Consider the following 16,140-nt stretch of genomic DNA (forward strand, 5'->3'; position numbering starts at 1 on the left):
GTTTCCCTCCTATTCAATTGTTAGAATGGTAAATCATCATCTGAAATGTCGATTGAGGATCCACTAAATGGATCTGAATCTCGATCGAAGTCAGGCATAGTGTTCTTAGCTGACTGAGAGGATTGATTACTATTGTTGTTAAAATTATTTCCTCCACCTTGGAAGCTATCATTAGAATTTGGGTTCTGTTGACGTTGTTCATTAGCAGAACGAGATTCCAATAATTGGAAGTTCTCAGCAACAACTTCGGTCACATAGACACGTTGTCCTTGCTGATTTTCATAATTTCTGGTTTGGATACGGCCAGTCACACCTAAAAGAGTTCCTTTGCGCGCATAATTAGCTAAAGTTTCAGCAGATTTCCGCCAAATCACACAATTGATAAAGTCTGCTTCGCGATTTCCGCTTTGATTCGTAAAATTACGATTCACAGCCAAAGTAAACGTTGCAACACCTGTCCCATTTGCAGTATAACGTAAATCAGGATCCTTTGTTAAACGACCAACTAGTACAACATTATTAATCAAAGTAAAGCCAGCTCCCTTCTCGTCAATTGTTTCACGTGAAACAATTATTCTTCAATCTTAACGATCATGTGACGAATAATATCGTCATTGATTTTTGCAAGACGATCGAATTCGTTAACTGCAGCAGCTGTTGTTGGTGCAGTTGCATTGACGATATGGTAGATACCTTCACGGAATCCGTTCATTTCGTACGCGAAACGGCGTTTTTCCCAATCTTTTGAATCGATAATTTCAGCGCCATTATCTTTCAAGATTGTATCGAAACGTTCTACTAAAGCAGTTTTTGCTTCTTCATCAATGTTCGGACGAATGATGTATGTGATTTCATACTTCGTGTTTTGACTCATTGATTTTCACCTCCCTATGGACTATAAGGCTCTTAAATTTTTTAAGAGCAAGGAGAGCGATCTAAAAATATATAGACTACTCACAAATATTCATTATACATAATCGTCTTACAAAAATCAAATGTTTCTTTTCTATAAGTTACGAAAAAAGGCTGGGATTTCTCCCAGCCTTTCAAATATTCTTATTCTTCCGTCTCATTCGGTGTTTCTTCAAGTACTTCTTGGCTCTCAAGAGCTTCGACTTCCTCTTCTTTTTCAACAATTGCCATCGTCGCAACTTTCGTATTTTCTTCCATCTTCATCAGACGAACACCTAATGTTGCACGACCGGTTTGCGAAACACTAGCTACGTTGAAACGAATAATGACACCACGATTGGTCACTAAAAGAATATCTTCATCGCCATTAACTGTTGTTAAACCAGCTAACGGACCATTCTTTTCTTTCACGTTCGCCGTCTTGATTCCCTTACCGCCACGGCCTTTAATTGGATATTCAGCAGCTTTTGTCCGTTTTCCGTAGCCTTTTTCGGTAATTACTAAGACTTCTTGGTTTTCTTTCAGAACGGCTGAACCAATGACATAGTCTTCATCCCGTAGACGAATCCCCCGTACACCGCTGGCCGTACGGCCCATATCACGAACCGCTTGTTCTTTAAATGTTGCAGAATAACCATCGTGCGTACCGATAATGATCGTTTCATCGCCTTCTGTCGACATAACGTTGACTAATTCATCGCCTTCACGTAAACCGATAGCGATCAAACCATTGGCCCGAATGTTTGAAAAGGCCGTAACAGTCGTTCGTTTTACCGTTCCATTTTTCGTAACAAAGAATAAGAAATGGCCGTCTTCGGCTTGCCCGTTGACTGAGATCACAGCTTGAATAGTTTCATTAGAATCAATTCCTAGCAAGTTAATGATTGGAATCCCCTTAGCTGTCCGTCCATATTCAGGAACTTCATAGCCCTTCGCCCGATATACCCGACCACTGTTAGTAAAGAACAGTAGCGTGTCATGCGTAGAGCAAGAAATCAGTGTTTTCACAAAATCATCATCGTGAATGCCCATCCCTTGAACACCACGCCCACCACGACGTTGTGCGCGGAACTCGCTTGAAGCAAGACGTTTGATATAGCCATTGTTAGTCAATGTAATAACAACGTCTTCCTCTTCGATCAAGTCTTCGTCCTCCAAGCTCAAGACTTCGCCGACGAGTAGTTCTGTGCGGCGATTGTCGCCAAACTTAGTAGCCACTTCCGCTAATTCTGTGCGGATGATTTCCACCACACGCTCAGGACGCGCTAGAATGTCGTCTAAGTCGTTAATCGTCTTTAATAGCTCTTGGTATTCGTTTTCGATTTTCTCGCGTTCTAAGCCTGTTAAACGGCGTAAACGCATATCTAGGATTGCTTGTGCTTGTCGATCCGATAATTCAAACCGTTCAATCAAAGTAGCCTTAGCGATATCGTCCGAAGCTGAACTGCGAATCGTCGCAATAATTTCATCAATGTGGTCTAGCGCAATTCGTAAGCCTTCTAGAATATGTGCCCGTGCTTCCGCTTTTTTCTTATCAAAGATAGTCCGACGAGTAATGACAATTTTTTGATGCTCGATGTAGTTTTCCAAGATTTGTTTTAAATTTAAAATTCGTGGAATACCTTTTTCAATCGCTAGCATGTTGAAACTAAAGGATGTTTGAAGTGAAGTCAGCTTATATAAATTGTTCAAGATGACAGATGCACTCATATCCCGACGAACTTCGATCACAATCCGCATGCCTTCACGTGACGTTTCATCCCGTAAATCTGTGATTCCTTCAATCCGTTTGTCTCGATGCAATTCAGAAATACGTTCGATCAGTTTCGCTTTATTGACCATATATGGCAATTCCGAAACGAGGATCCGTTCCTTGCCATTTTTTTGTTCCTCAATCTCAACTTTTGCCCGTACAGTGATCGAGCCTTTCCCTGTTTCATAAGCCCGACGAATACCAGATTTCCCCATCACTAAGCCGCCTGTTGGAAAATCTGGTCCAGGAATGACGTCCATCAACTCCTGTGTTGTTGCGTCAGGATTTTCCATCAACAATTCGATTCCGGCTGACACTTCCCGCAAGTTATGAGGTGGAATATTAGTTGCCATTCCGACTGCGATCCCCGTTGCCCCGTTCACTAATAAGTTAGGAAAACGTGCTGGTAAAACTTCCGGTTCTTGCTCGCTATCATCATAGTTTCCTTGAAAATCAACGGTATCTTTATTGATATCTCGCAGCATTTCCATAGCGATCTTACTTAGACGTGCTTCGGTATAACGCATCGCTGCTGCTCCGTCACCATCGACAGAACCAAAGTTTCCGTGTCCATCCACTAACATATTTCGATAGCTGAAGCTTTGGGCCATCCGAACCATTGATTCATAAATTGCACTGTCACCGTGGGGGTGGTATTTACCCATAACATCCCCGACGATCCGTGCTGATTTCTTATGTGCTTTATCTGGTGTTACGCCTAATTCATTCATCCCATACAATATCCGACGGTGAACAGGTTTCAGTCCGTCCCGGACATCGGGAAGCGCCCGTGCTACGATAACGCTCATTGCATAATCAATGAAGGATTCACGCATCTCACTAGTTAGATTGACGTCATGTATATTCTCTCTTCGATCTTCCAAATTGATCCTCCTAGCTCGTATTAAGGTATTCATTTTTCTTAAAACGAAAAATGAATCTTGTTCTCATCACTTATCTCGTTTCTCTAAACACGTAAACGTGTAGGAAAAACCGATAGCCTCACTAAATATCTAAGTTTTTGACGTAATGGGCATTTTCTTCGATAAATGCTCGGCGTGGTTCTACACGATCCCCCATCAACATTTCAAATACTTGATCGGCTTCAATCGCATCTTCCACACTAACGCGTAGCATCAAGCGGTTTTCTGGATCCATCGTCGTTTCCCACAGTTGATGATCATCCATTTCTCCTAGCCCTTTGTAACGTTGAACATTGGGTTTTGGTGACGCTGGAAGTTCGGACATTTTTTGAGCGAGTTCTTCTTCCGCCTTTTTCCCAGGTTGAATGTAAGTAATATTTTTCCCTTGTTTGATCCCATACAATGGTGGTTGTGCGATATAGACATAGCCAGCTTCCACAATTGGACGCATATAACGATAGAACAATGTTAATAATAAAGTCCGGATATGAGCGCCATCGACATCGGCATCGGTCATAATAACTAATTTGTGGTAGCGTGCTTTTGAGACATCAAAATCAGCCCCAAAACCAGTCCCCATCGCAGTAAACAATGAACGAATTTCTTCATTGGCTAAGATTTTATCCATTGAAGCTTTTTCCACATTCAAAATTTTCCCACGTATCGGTAAAATCGCTTGGAATTCCCGGTTGCGTCCTTGTTTAGCAGAACCGCCGGCAGAATCTCCTTCGACGATAAACAATTCACATCGTTCAGGATCGTTGCTTGAACAATCGGCTAATTTACCAGGTAAATTACTGATTTCTAGCGCGCCTTTACGACGAGTCACTTCACGAGCCCGTTTAGCAGCTAAACGAGCTTTCGCTGCTAACATCCCTTTTTCAACAATTCGGCGTCCAACAGAAGGATTTTCCATCAAAAATTTGTTGAAATTTTCTGAGAATAGACGGTCAGTAACGGTACGAACCTCGGAATTTCCTAATTTTGTTTTTGTTTGTCCCTCAAATTGCGGTTCTGGATGCTTAATGGAGATAACGGCTGTTAGACCTTCACGAACATCTTCACCTGAAAGATTTTCATCGTTGTCTTTCATGATTTTTTGCTTACGGGCATAGTCATTGATTACCCGAGTTAGCGCTGTTTTAAATCCAAATTCATGGGTTCCGCCTTCATATGTATGGATATTATTGGCAAAACTCAAGATATTGGTGTGATACCCGTCAGTATATTGCATCGCTACTTCTACGGTAATGTCTTGCTGTTCACCCTCCACATAAACGGGATCATCAAAAATGACCGCTTTATTGTGGTTCAAATGTTCAACATAACTTTTAATCCCGCCTTCATAGTGATACTCACGCAGAACCGTTTTTTCCTCACGTTTGTCTTCAATCGAAATTTTTAAGCCACGATTTAAGAAGGCTAATTCCCGGACGCGAGTCGCCAATTTATCAAAGTTAAACACCGTTGATTCGGTGAAAATCTCAGGGTCTGGAATAAAATGAACAGTCGTCCCATGTTGCTCAGTCTCGCCGATCACTTTCAGATCATCGACAACCGCGCCGCGACGATATTCTTGGAAATAGACTTTACCATTTTTAAAGACCCGAACATCTAAGCTTAGTGACAACGCATTTACTACGGAAGCCCCTACACCGTGAAGTCCGCCAGATACCTTATAGCCTCCGCCGCCAAATTTTCCTCCCGCATGTAGAATCGTATAAACGGTTTCCAACGCTGGACGACCTGTTTTTGCTTGGATATCGACAGGAATTCCACGACCGTCATCGCTGACTGTGATGCTGTTATCCTCTTCGATCACGACATGAATATGCTTCGCGAATCCTGCTAAGGCTTCATCGATCGAATTATCCACGATCTCCCATACTAAGTGGTGTAATCCTTCTGTACTGGTGGAGCCGATATACATCCCAGGACGTTTCCGAACGGCTTCTAGCCCTTCTAGTACCTGAATCTGACTAGCATCGTACTCTTGAGCCCGTTCTAGTAAATTCTTTTCCTCTTCTGTCATCTATGTCTCTTTCCTTTCTATCTGTCCTTGCTGGACGTAAAAAATATCCGGATGGACCGTCATTTTGCCTTTGACGTGATTTAAAGTGGTCGTAGTTAAAAAAGTCTGCACTTTATTTTCAATCGTCTCTAATAAATGGATCTGACGACTATCATCTAATTCGCTCATGACATCATCTAAAAGTAAGATCGGATATTCTCCTGTTTCTTCTTTCATTAAATCAATCTCTGCTAATTTGACACTTAAAGCAGTCGTTCGTTGCTGGCCTTGCGACCCATAGGTCTGAACATTCTGTTGATTGACCATAAAGATCAGGTCATCTCGATGAGGCCCTAAAAAAGTATTGCCCTTGAAGATTTCTCGTTTACGATTTTTTACTAATTCATTCATAAATACGGTCCGAATCGCTTCAACCGCTTCACTCTCTATAGGGATGCTGGCATCATATTGAATCGCCAGCGTCTCTTTTTGATTCGTAATCTTACTATGAAGATCGTTCGACCAATATTCCAGTTTTTTAATGAACTGCAACCGATTAGCCAGCACTTTGCTGCCAAAATCTACTAGCTGTTCTGTCAAAATATCCAGATAAATTTCATCGGTTTGTTTCTTTTCAGAAAGCTGCTTCAAATAAAGGTTACGCTGCTTCAAGGTCTGCTGATATTGTGCCAAATCATAAAGATAAACGGGATTGATCTGACCTAACTCCATATCAATAAAGCGGCGGCGCATTTGTGGGCTGCCCTTGACTAAGGAAAGATCTTCTGGCGCAAATAAAATGACATTCAGCTGGCCAATATAACTACTTAACTTCTTTTGTTCGATGTGGTTGACTTTTGATTTTCGACCTTTTTTAGTCAACAGCAGCTCCAACTCCAATTCGCTGGTTCCTCGTTCGATCCGCCCTTTGATCTGAGCAAAATCTTCGTGCCAGCCGATCAATTCTTGTTCACTGCTGGTTCGATGACTGCGAGTCAAAGCCAAAACATAGATGCTTTCTAAGAGATTGGTCTTGCCTTGTGCATTCTCCCCTAAAAAAATATTCAATCGATTGGGAAAAGCTAATGAAAGCTCGGAGTAGTTGCGATAATTTCTCAACTCAAGCTTATTCAGCCGCATCTTGTTCTTCCTTATTTTTGACCATAAAAAAAGTTCCTACCTCAGGAATCTCAATCATCATTCCTGGATAGAGCTTTCGGCCGCGGCGATTTTCCAGCTCGCCATCTACAAATACAGTTTCCTCCGCTAAGAACCATTTGGCCTGTCCTCCGCTAGAGATCAAATTGATCTCTTTTAATAACTGGCCTAGCGTCATAAACTCTGTTTCCAAAAAAATTTTTTGTTTCACATTCATCCCTCATTTTCATTTCAGAAACTCCTCTCCATTATACCCTTTTTAAAGGAAGAAAACAAATGAACTCGTTGTATTTTTCGATTTAAGAAGTTCTGAGGCATTTTAATTAATTTACTCAAAAAAAAGTAAAAGGTCTTAAAATCGATTTTAAGACCTTTTACTTGAATTCTGTTTGTTTACATCCTTGTTTCATATTTTTCGAAAATTCTGTGAAACGCTTGAAAAAACACTTAGTTAGTTCGTTCGAACTGGAGTGATTAATTGAATAAAGGATACGTCCCCTTCGCTAGGCTCCAATGTAAATGGACGGATCGCTGAAATAAATTGAATCTTGATACTCATATCTCCAAAAGCCCGTAAAGCGTCTTTCATGTAATCAGGATTAAAGGAAATCTCTAAGGGGTCTCCGCTAACTTGTTCGTAAACCAATTCTTCTTCTACTTTCCCGATTTCAGGCGAGTTGCCGTAAAGAATGACAGAGTTATCCGCAATTGCTAGTCGAACGATATTGTTTCTTCCTTCATGAGAAAGCAAAGAAGCCCGTTCAATCGCAGCTAAAAAGGTTGGTACAGAAAAAGTTAGTTCTGTATTGAAGCTTGACGGAATCAAACGATTGGTATCCGGATAGTTGCCTTCTAGTAAACGAGAATAGAAATACATCGTTGGTGTTTTAAACAATACTTGGTTTTCCATGATGCTGATTTCGACTTCTGCTTCTTCGTCTGATAACGAACGCGACAATTCTACTAAGCTTTTACCTGGAATCACAATATCAAAATCATTATTCGCATTTTCAATCGGAACAACGCGTTGGCTCAGACGATGAGAGTCGGTCGCGACTGCTAATAGCTTTCCGTTAGACATCGTAAAATGAACACCGGTCAAAATGGGACGACTTTCATGTTGAGAAACAGAAAAGACCGTTTCCCCAATTAACTTTGTCAACATGTGGACAGGTAATTTTAATTGGTTTTGTTCTTCAACAACCGGTAGATGTGGATAATTATCGGCGTCTAATCCATTCACTGTAAAGTGAGCAGCCCCTGAAGTAATCAAAACCTGATGATTTTCTTGAACTTCTAGCGTAAAGGTATTTTCTGGTAAACGGCGAATGATTTCACTAAAGAAACGTGCTTGTAAAACAATCGTTCCTGTTTGACTGATTTGTAACTCTGCTTTTTCATCATCTACAGCTAAAAAAGTTTCAATTGAGATATCCGCATTACTACCAGTTAAATTTAATCCTTCTTGAGTTAATTCGATTTTTACCCCAGTTAAGATCGGGATTGTCGTTTTTGTTGAGATAGCTCGCTGAACAGTTTGTAATTCTTGAATAAAGCGGGAACGATTAATCGTAAATTTCATAATGAAACTCCTTTTTATTTATTTAAGTTATATAAGTAATAAAAGTAGTAGGGCCTGTTGATCATGTGGAAAAAAAGAATAAAAGCTTGCTGCAAAAGGTTTTCCACTTGTGGATAAGGTGTGGATAAAACGAAGCTTTTAGCTTGGGATTTCCACAGGCTAACCTAACAGTAGATTTTTGATTTCGGCAATTTCTTGTTGCGTGCTACTATCAGTTTTCATTAATTGCCTGATTTTTTCGTGTGCGTGGATGACGGTGGTATGGTCTTTACCACCAAATTCAGCACCAATTTTAGGTAGAGAACTTTCGGTCATTTCTCGAGCTAAATACATGGCGATTTGTCGTGGGACAACAATTGCTTTGACTCGTTTCTTCCCTTTTAGATCCTTGACTTGAATGTGATAAAACTTAGCGACTTCATCTTGGATCTTACTGATGGATAATTGCGTGTTGCTAGTGCCTTTTAGACTTTTTAAGGCATCTGCTGCGATACTTGTTGTAATATCGGCGTTATTCATAGTAGCAAAAGCTTGTACTCTGACCAGCGCACCTTCTAATTCGCGGATATTTGAATCAATCTGGCCAGCAATATAACTTAAGGTGTCGTCTGGAATCTCCAGCTTTTCAGCCTGCGCTTTTTTCCGTAAAATCGCTGTTCTAGTCTCAAGATCGGGCGGTGTAATATCGACCGATAGGCCCCAGGCAAAGCGGGAAACCAACCGTTCTTGCAGTTTAGGAATTTCGTTTGGCAGACGGTCACTAGTTAAGACAATTTGTTTATTTTCATTATATAAATTTTCAAAAGTATGGAAAAATTCTTCCTGAGTCGCCTCTTTATCAGCAAAAAATTGAATATCATCGACTAATAGCAGATCAACTTTGCGGTATTCTTGGCGAAATTCTTCCGAGGTTTTATTTTTAATGGAATTAATAAAATCATTTGCAAAGGTCTCGCTAGAAACGTATTTAACTTTTGCTTGTGGATTGATGGCTAACATTTGATGGCCGATTGCGTGCATCAAATGGGTTTTCCCTAAACCAACGCCTCCATAAAAGAAGAGCGGATTGTAAATAGAACCTGGTTCTTCCGCAACAACTAGCGCGGCAGCATGAGCCATCTGGTTTCCTTTCCCAATAACGAAGGTATCAAACGTATATTTTGGATTCAGTAAGGCCCGCTTGGTTAATTCTATTTTGGGTGGTTCGTCTTTTTCCACAATACTAACTGGTGGTGCCTCATCAGGTGTAACGAAGAGCGGCATGATTTCGTCACCGGTTAATTTGAAGCCGATCTCGACGATTTTGGCAGCTAGATGTTTTTCCCAGTAGTCTTTATGCAAATCACTGGTAACTTCGATGGTTAGTTGATTATTTGTCAATGTTAAGGGTTTAGCACTGCCTACCCAAGCATCATAACTGGCAGGATTGAGGTCATGCTTGTAGCTGTCCTTCAATTCCTGCCAGAAAGTGTCCAATGAGGTCAAATAATTCGCCTCCTATATTAATAAAATTCAGATAGACTTACTTTATCATTTTTTTCGAGAGTTTTCCACAGCCGGGAATCAAATAAGAAAAATTTTATCGTTTTCCACAAGATGTATAAAAATACAAAAAGGTTCTCCACTAACAGGAAAAAAATTATACACAACGAGGTAGGTTATTGTGGAATTTTTGGTTTTTCCACGTCGAAATGAACAAGTACCGTAAAAAATGAAGGCAGAGAGGCGTAAGGAGCAAGCACTTTGTCCACATAACTTATCCACCATGTGGAAAACTTTTCCAAAAGAACTATTTTTGGGGAAAAATGCCAGATAAGAGAATGAATAAGTTTTTTGCAGGAAAAAGGTTATGCACATCTTGAAGAAGTTTATCCCCAAAAATTGTGGATAAGCTTTTTTCTTTTTTTCATTTCATGATTGACAAACTAGGGGTGTACTCGTTATAATATTCGGGTATGTCTATGTAATGTAAGTAATGGAGGTGTATTTAAATGAAAAGAACTTATCAACCAAATAAACGGAAACGTCAAAAAGTTCATGGATTCCGTAAACGCATGAGCACTAAAAACGGCCGTCGCGTATTAGCAAGCCGTCGTCGTAAAGGAAGAAAAGTACTTGCTGCTTAAGCCACTGCCGGTCAGTGGTTTTTTTTGTGTCCGAAAATAGCCAATGTAGGAATTTTTCTTCTAATAAGGATGATTCCTTAATTTGAAATATGGTATTATTGTCAAGTATAGATTTAAAAGAAACGAAGGAAGCTAGATGCAGAAAAAATATCGGGTCAAAAAAGAACGAGAATTTCAAAAAGTGTTCCAAGAAGGTGCTTCTTTTGCGAATCGAAAATTCGTAGTCTATCGTCTAGAGCCTTCTGGTCAAAAACATTTTCGAGTAGGCATATCGGTTGGAAAAAAAGTCGGAAATGCCGTTGAGCGAAATCAAGTAAAACGTCACATTCGTGCGGTTTTGCAAGAATTAAAAACGGAGTTGCCACCCATCGATTTTATCGTGATCGCACGGCCTACTACGAAAGCTTTACCTCATGCTGAAATGCGTTCGAATCTTATACACGTTCTAAGGTTAGCAAAAATAATAAGTTAGGAAGGAAACAGATGTAAGTGAAGAAATATAAAAAAATAGTATTGATGACAGGACTACTAAGTCTGGTCTTCTTGTTGTCGGCTTGTGGAACAGGTCAAATTGATGCTCATAGTACAGGTTTTTGGGATCGCTACATTGTTTTTTACTTTGGTGAAGCGATTAAAGGGTTATCCTTTGGAAATGTCGGAATCGGGATCATCTTATTTACCATTATTATTCGAGTCATTTTAATGCCGTTGATGCACTTCCAAACAAAAAGTATGCGGAAGACGCAAGAGTTGCAGCCGCAAATAAAAGCGTTGCAACAAAAATACGCAACTCGTGACCAAGAAACGCAACAAAAGCTGCAAGCAGAAACGAAAAAATTGTATGCCGCCAATAATGTGAACCCTTACGCTGGCTGTCTGCCACTATTGGTTCAAATGCCAGTCATGATGGCCTTGTACCAAGCAATCTTGCGGATTCCGGAATTACGCCAAGGTCATTTTATGTGGTTGAACTTGAGTCAATCAGATCCTTACTTTATTTTACCGATCTTAGCGGCGTTCTTTACTTTCGCAAGTACGTATTTATCAAGTATGAGTCAATTAGAATCGAACGCTTCAATGAAGATTATGAATTTTGCGATGCCTGTGATGATTTTCGTCATGGCCTTGAATCTGGCTAGTGGATTATCTTTATACTGGGTAGTCTCAAATGCTTTCCAAGTCGTTCAAACATTGTTAATCAATAATCCTTTCAAGATTCGCCGTGAACGAGAAGAGGCTGCACGACAGATTCGAGACCGTGAACGAGCACTTGAAAAAGCGAAAAGTTCGAAGAAAAAACGTAAAAAATAAGGAGGTTAAAAAAATGCCTGTTTATGAAGGTCCAACGATTGACGAAGCGATCGCACAAGGCTTGCAAGCCTTGGGATTAAAAAAGGAAAAGGTTGAGATCGAGATCCTGACCGATGCCAAAAAAGGGTTTCTTGGCATGGGAAAAAAAGCTGCTCGCGTTTCAATTGAACCGACTGTCGCTGAAGAAATCACCGAAGCGGTAGTAGACACAGTCGATGTGCTAGTAGAAGAATCGATTGAAGTAGCACCGGAACCGATTAGTGAACCAGCCGAAGCTGCGAGTCAGCTAGTTGAACTAGAGGAAGGCGAAGCAGTTAAGGAATTGGCACTCTATCTAACAAATATCACGAATGAGATGGGTGTACCGGCCTTAGTGAAGATTCAACATGAAGCGAACGGCTTGATCGTGATGAACTTAGAAACCAGCAAGCAAGGAATGCTGATCGGCAAACACGGCAAGATTTTAAACGCGTTGCAATATTTGGCGCAAGTTTTTCTTCATCGTGTGGCGAAGGAAAAATTATCCGTCGTTGTAAATGTTGGTAACTATCGTCAAAAACGTGAAGAAGTTTTGGTTCGTCTAGCTCAGCGGACGGCTGAAAAAGTGAAAGAAACTGGTCGCCCGGTTTTCTTAGAACCAATGCCTGCCTTTGAACGAAAAATGATCCATTCAGCATTGAGTAAAGATGATTACATCAAAACGCATTCTGAAGGAGAAGATCCATATCGCTATTTAGTCGTTGAACCGGCTAAAAAATATTTCTAAAATGAAGACGAAAAGCCGTGACAGAAGCGGCTTGTAGAATATCGTTTATTCGTGAAAAGGAGGTGTGACTGCACGCAGTCACACCTCCTTTGTTCTTTACCAAAACTTGATAAAGGAGACAATTTCAGCATGAAAACTTGAATTGTCCCGAAAAATATGCTAATCTAGCGACAGAATTTTGTAGAAAAGCAGTCAAAGTGCTCATCTACTCCTTTTACTAAGGGGTGGAGTAGGCACTTTTTTTATGTTCTAAATTAGGAGGAAACAAAGTGGCAGAGATCACCTTAGAATTTGATACGATCGCAGCGATTTCCACACCACCTGGTGAGGGAGCGATCAGCATTGTCCGTTTAAGCGGCGATCAAGCGGTGGCCATCGCAGACAGCGTCTATCGCAGCGGAAAGAAATGTTTACTAGATGTACCTTCTCATACAATCCATTACGGTCACATCGTCGATCCTGCTGATCAGCAGGTCGTTGATGAAGTGATGGTCAGTGTGATGTGGGCGCCCAAAACCTTTACGCGGGAAGATATTGTTGAAATCAATTGTCATGGCGGCATCGTCGTCGTCAATCAACTACTGCAATTAATTTTACGTTCGGGTGCACGTCTGGCTGAACCTGGGGAATTTACCAAACGGGCCTTTTTAAACGGTCGGGTAGATTTGTCCCAAGCGGAAGCAGTGATGGACTTGATCCGCGCAAAAACAGACCGGGCGATGAATGTTGCAATTAACCAATTAGACGGGAATCTATCTCACTTGATCCGTCAATTACGGCAAGAAATTTTAGAAACATTGGCCCAAGTGGAAGTCAATATCGACTATCCAGAATACGATGATGTAGAAGAACTGACGACGCAATTATTGTTAGAAAAAGCACAGCAGGTCGGTCAACAAATCGATGCGCTATTACTGAATGCCAAGCAAGGAAAAATTTTACGAGAAGGCCTGAGCACGGCGATTATTGGTCGTCCAAACGTAGGTAAGTCCAGCTTGTTGAATTATTTGCTACATGAAGAAAAAGCGATCGTCACAGAGATTGCGGGAACGACTCGTGATGTGATTGAAGAATATGTGAATGTTCGAGGCGTACCGTTGAAATTAATCGATACGGCAGGTATCCGTGAAACAGACGATGTTGTTGAACGGATCGGGGTGGAACGCAGCCGCAAAGCTTTGAGCGAAGCAGATTTGATCTTGTTAGTATTGAATCAAAGTGAAGCGCTGACCCCCGAAGATAAAGAGTTGTTAGAAGCAACGAAAGGATTGAAGCGGATCATTCTGTTAAATAAGACGGATCTTCCGCAGCAATTATCTTTAGCCGAATTAGGCGAGTATATGGAAAATGAAACGGTCTTTTCGATTTCTGTTTTAGAAAAAAATGGCTTAGATCAATTAGAAGAAGCAATCGCGACCCTATTTTTCGGTGGTCAAACCGGTGAAAAAGACGCGACCTACGTGTCTAACACGCGACATATTGCCTTGTTGGAAAAAGCAGGTCAATCCTTAGGTGAGGTTCGCAATGGGATCATGGCTGGCATGCCGGTTGATTTGGTTCAGATCGATATGAATCGCTGTTGGGATTATTTAGGCGAAATCGTCGGCGACAGTGTGCAAGATGAGCTGATCACACAATTGTTCAGTCAGTTTTGTTTAGGAAAATAAGGACAGACTATTAATAAATGAAGGAGCAACTCCATGGAATATCAAGCAGGAAATTATGATGTGATCGTCGTCGGCGCTGGCCATGCTGGTTCAGAAGCCGCTTTAGCCGCTGCACGAATGGGACAGAAGACCCTATTGATCACGATCAATTTAGATATGGTGGCATTCATGCCATGTAACCCCTCAATCGGAGGTCCCGCCAAAGGGGTAGTCGTTCGCGAAATCGATGCACTGGGTGGCGAGATGGGTCGCAATATTGATAAGACCTATATCCAAATGCGGATGCTGAATACCGGTAAAGGTCCCGCGGTTCGAGCATTACGGGCCCAAGCCGATAAACACGCCTATGCGGAAGAAATGAAGCACACGATTGAAAAAGAAGAACATCTAACCTTGAAACAAGGGGTCGTGGATCGTTTAATTGTTGAAGAAGGTATCTGTAAAGGAGTTGTTACGTCAACCGGTGCGGTTTATTCAGCCCAAGCGGTGATTATTACCGCCGGAACGGCTTTGCGTGGGGAAATTATCATTGGTGAATTAAAATATTCCTCAGGTCCTAATAACTCGCAGCCATCCATTAAGCTGGCGGATCATTTGCGAGAGTTGGGCCTAGAGATCCATCGCTTTAAAACTGGAACACCGCCGCGAGTAAAATCAGGCTCGATTGATTACAGCAAGACGGAAATCCAGCCTGGCGATGAAAAGCCGAACCATTTTAGCTATCAAACGCCTGACAGCAGCTATTTGAAAGAGCAAATCCCTTGCTGGTTAACGTATACAAACTTGAACAGTCATCAAATTATTCAGAACAATTTGCATCGTGCGCCGATGTTTACTGGGATCGTTGATGGGGTAGGGGCTCGTTATTGCCCATCGATTGAAGATAAAATCGTTCGTTTTGCAGATAAAGAACGTCATCAATTATTCTTAGAACCAGAAGGCCGTCACACAGAAGAAGTCTATGTCCAAGGCTTATCGACTTCATTACCAGAAGATGTTCAAAATGAGATTTTACATTCTATTGAAGGGTTAGAAAACGCTGAAATGATGCGGACTGGCTATGCGATCGAATATGATATGGTTGCCCCTCATCAATTACGCCCAACACTGGAAACAAAGGTGATTGAAAATCTTTATACCGCTGGACAAACCAACGGAACAAGTGGCTACGAAGAAGCAGCTGGACAAGGATTGATGGCAGGGATCAATGCTGCCTTAAAAATCCAAGGAAAAGACCCTTTTATCATGAAGCGCAGCGATGGCTATATTGGTGTTATGATCGATGACTTAGTAACGAAAGGAACGAACGAGCCGTATCGTTTATTGACTTCACGAGCAGAATACCGGTTGATTTTACGTCACGATAATGCTGATCTACGCTTAACAGAGATTGGACATGCGATTGGTTTAGTCGCAGAGGAAAACTACCAATCGTACTTAGTTAAAAAGGCCCATATTGAGGCGGAGATGGCTCGTTTGCAATCGATTCGGATCAAACCCCATGAAGACGTTCAAAGCTTCCTACGGGCTAAAAACAGCGCAGAATTGAAAGACGGTGTTTTAGCCAATGATTTCTTGAAGCGTCCAGAAATTTCGTACCAAGAATTATTGCAATTCATTCCGGCCAATGATGAATTAACGGAAAAAGAAATCGAGCAAGTAGAGATCCAAATCAAGTATGAAGGCTATATTAAAAAAGCGATGGAAAAAGTCGAAAAATTGAAACGGATGGAAGCGAAACGTATTCCAGAACGGATCAATTACGAGGCGATCAATGGACTAGCCACTGAAGCTAAGCAAAAATTACAAAAAATCCAACCCGAAACGATCGCCCAAGCGAGCCGAATCAGCGGTGTGAATCCCGCAGACATCAGTATCTTGATGGTTTACGTGGAACAAGGGAAGATCGCTAAGGTAGCAGCAGAATAAAA

The 16,140-nt window shown here is 41.3% G+C and carries 14 protein-coding genes; 6 read left to right on the forward strand and 8 right to left on the reverse strand.

All coding sequences use genetic code 11. The features are described 5' to 3' along the window. Nucleotides 1-20 precede the first annotated feature (20 nt). From ssb to dnaA, 8 genes are all read right to left on the reverse strand, one after another. Entirely contained in the window at nucleotides 21-527 is a 507-nt protein-coding gene (gene ssb, locus FFM67_RS03300; RefSeq protein ID WP_137613207.1) for a single-stranded DNA-binding protein, read from the reverse strand. Between the two features lie 44 nt (nucleotides 528-571). Further along, a complete protein-coding gene (gene rpsF, locus FFM67_RS03305; protein ID WP_067626613.1) occupies nucleotides 572-874 on the reverse strand; it encodes a 30S ribosomal protein S6 in 303 nt (100 codons plus the stop codon). Between the two features lie 182 nt (nucleotides 875-1,056). Then, nucleotides 1,057-3,582 (reverse strand): DNA gyrase subunit A, encoded by a 2,526-nt coding sequence (gene gyrA, locus FFM67_RS03310; RefSeq protein ID WP_137613208.1) that lies wholly within the window; start codon nucleotides 3,580-3,582, stop codon nucleotides 1,057-1,059. 88 nt (nucleotides 3,583-3,670) lie between these two features. Then, nucleotides 3,671-5,620: a DNA topoisomerase (ATP-hydrolyzing) subunit B gene (gene gyrB / locus FFM67_RS03315; RefSeq protein WP_137613209.1), complete on the reverse strand. Its 1,950-nt coding sequence runs from the start codon at nucleotides 5,618-5,620 to the stop codon at nucleotides 3,671-3,673. Then, the gene (gene recF, locus FFM67_RS03320) at nucleotides 5,621-6,739 is read right to left on the reverse strand and encodes a DNA replication/repair protein RecF (protein WP_137613210.1); all 1,119 of its coding nucleotides are present in this window, start codon (nucleotides 6,737-6,739) and stop codon (nucleotides 5,621-5,623) included. It lies immediately after the preceding gene. Beyond that, nucleotides 6,726-6,968, reverse strand: coding sequence for a S4 domain-containing protein YaaA (gene yaaA, locus FFM67_RS03325; RefSeq protein ID WP_010747417.1), 243 nt, complete (start codon nucleotides 6,966-6,968; stop codon nucleotides 6,726-6,728). The genes recF and yaaA overlap by 14 nt, the downstream gene beginning before the upstream one ends. Nucleotides 6,969-7,208: 240 nt before the next feature. Then, nucleotides 7,209-8,339, reverse strand: coding sequence for a DNA polymerase III subunit beta (gene dnaN / locus FFM67_RS03330; RefSeq protein WP_137613211.1), 1,131 nt, complete (start codon nucleotides 8,337-8,339; stop codon nucleotides 7,209-7,211). A 159-nt stretch (nucleotides 8,340-8,498) separates the two neighbouring features. Continuing rightward, nucleotides 8,499-9,824, reverse strand: coding sequence for a chromosomal replication initiator protein DnaA (gene dnaA, locus FFM67_RS03335; protein WP_137613212.1), 1,326 nt, complete (start codon nucleotides 9,822-9,824; stop codon nucleotides 8,499-8,501). Nucleotides 9,825-10,330: 506 nt separating this feature from the next. On the opposite strand from dnaA, the gene rpmH reads away from it, so the two are divergent. The 6 genes from rpmH (at nucleotide 10,331) to mnmG (ending at nucleotide 16,138) form a co-directional block, all read left to right on the forward strand. Next, the gene (gene rpmH / locus FFM67_RS03340; protein WP_006703104.1) at nucleotides 10,331-10,465 is read left to right on the forward strand and encodes a 50S ribosomal protein L34; all 135 of its coding nucleotides are present in this window, start codon (nucleotides 10,331-10,333) and stop codon (nucleotides 10,463-10,465) included. A gap of 136 nt (nucleotides 10,466-10,601) precedes the next feature. Further along, on the forward strand, nucleotides 10,602-10,937 hold the full coding sequence (rnpA, locus tag FFM67_RS03345; protein WP_137613213.1) for a ribonuclease P protein component: 336 nt from the start codon (nucleotides 10,602-10,604) through the stop codon (nucleotides 10,935-10,937). 17 nt (nucleotides 10,938-10,954) lie between these two features. After that, nucleotides 10,955-11,776 (forward strand): YidC/Oxa1 family membrane protein insertase, encoded by an 822-nt coding sequence (locus FFM67_RS03350; protein ID WP_137613214.1) that lies wholly within the window; start codon nucleotides 10,955-10,957, stop codon nucleotides 11,774-11,776. Between the two features lie 13 nt (nucleotides 11,777-11,789). Then, nucleotides 11,790-12,542 carry an RNA-binding cell elongation regulator Jag/EloR gene (jag, locus tag FFM67_RS03355; protein ID WP_137613215.1) on the forward strand — a complete coding sequence of 251 codons (753 nt, stop codon included), beginning with the start codon at nucleotides 11,790-11,792 and terminating at the stop codon, nucleotides 12,540-12,542. A 269-nt stretch (nucleotides 12,543-12,811) separates the two neighbouring features. Next, nucleotides 12,812-14,209, forward strand: a complete 1,398-nt coding sequence (gene mnmE / locus FFM67_RS03360; protein ID WP_137613216.1) for a tRNA uridine-5-carboxymethylaminomethyl(34) synthesis GTPase MnmE — start codon at nucleotides 12,812-12,814, stop codon at nucleotides 14,207-14,209. A 33-nt stretch (nucleotides 14,210-14,242) separates the two neighbouring features. Then, nucleotides 14,243-16,138 carry a tRNA uridine-5-carboxymethylaminomethyl(34) synthesis enzyme MnmG gene (mnmG, locus tag FFM67_RS03365; protein ID WP_137613217.1) on the forward strand — a complete coding sequence of 632 codons (1,896 nt, stop codon included), beginning with the start codon at nucleotides 14,243-14,245 and terminating at the stop codon, nucleotides 16,136-16,138. Nucleotides 16,139-16,140 lie beyond the last annotated feature (2 nt).

This window comes from Enterococcus viikkiensis, assembly GCF_005405345.1.
Taxonomy (GTDB): Bacteria; Bacillota; Bacilli; order Lactobacillales; family Enterococcaceae; genus Enterococcus_A; species Enterococcus_A viikkiensis.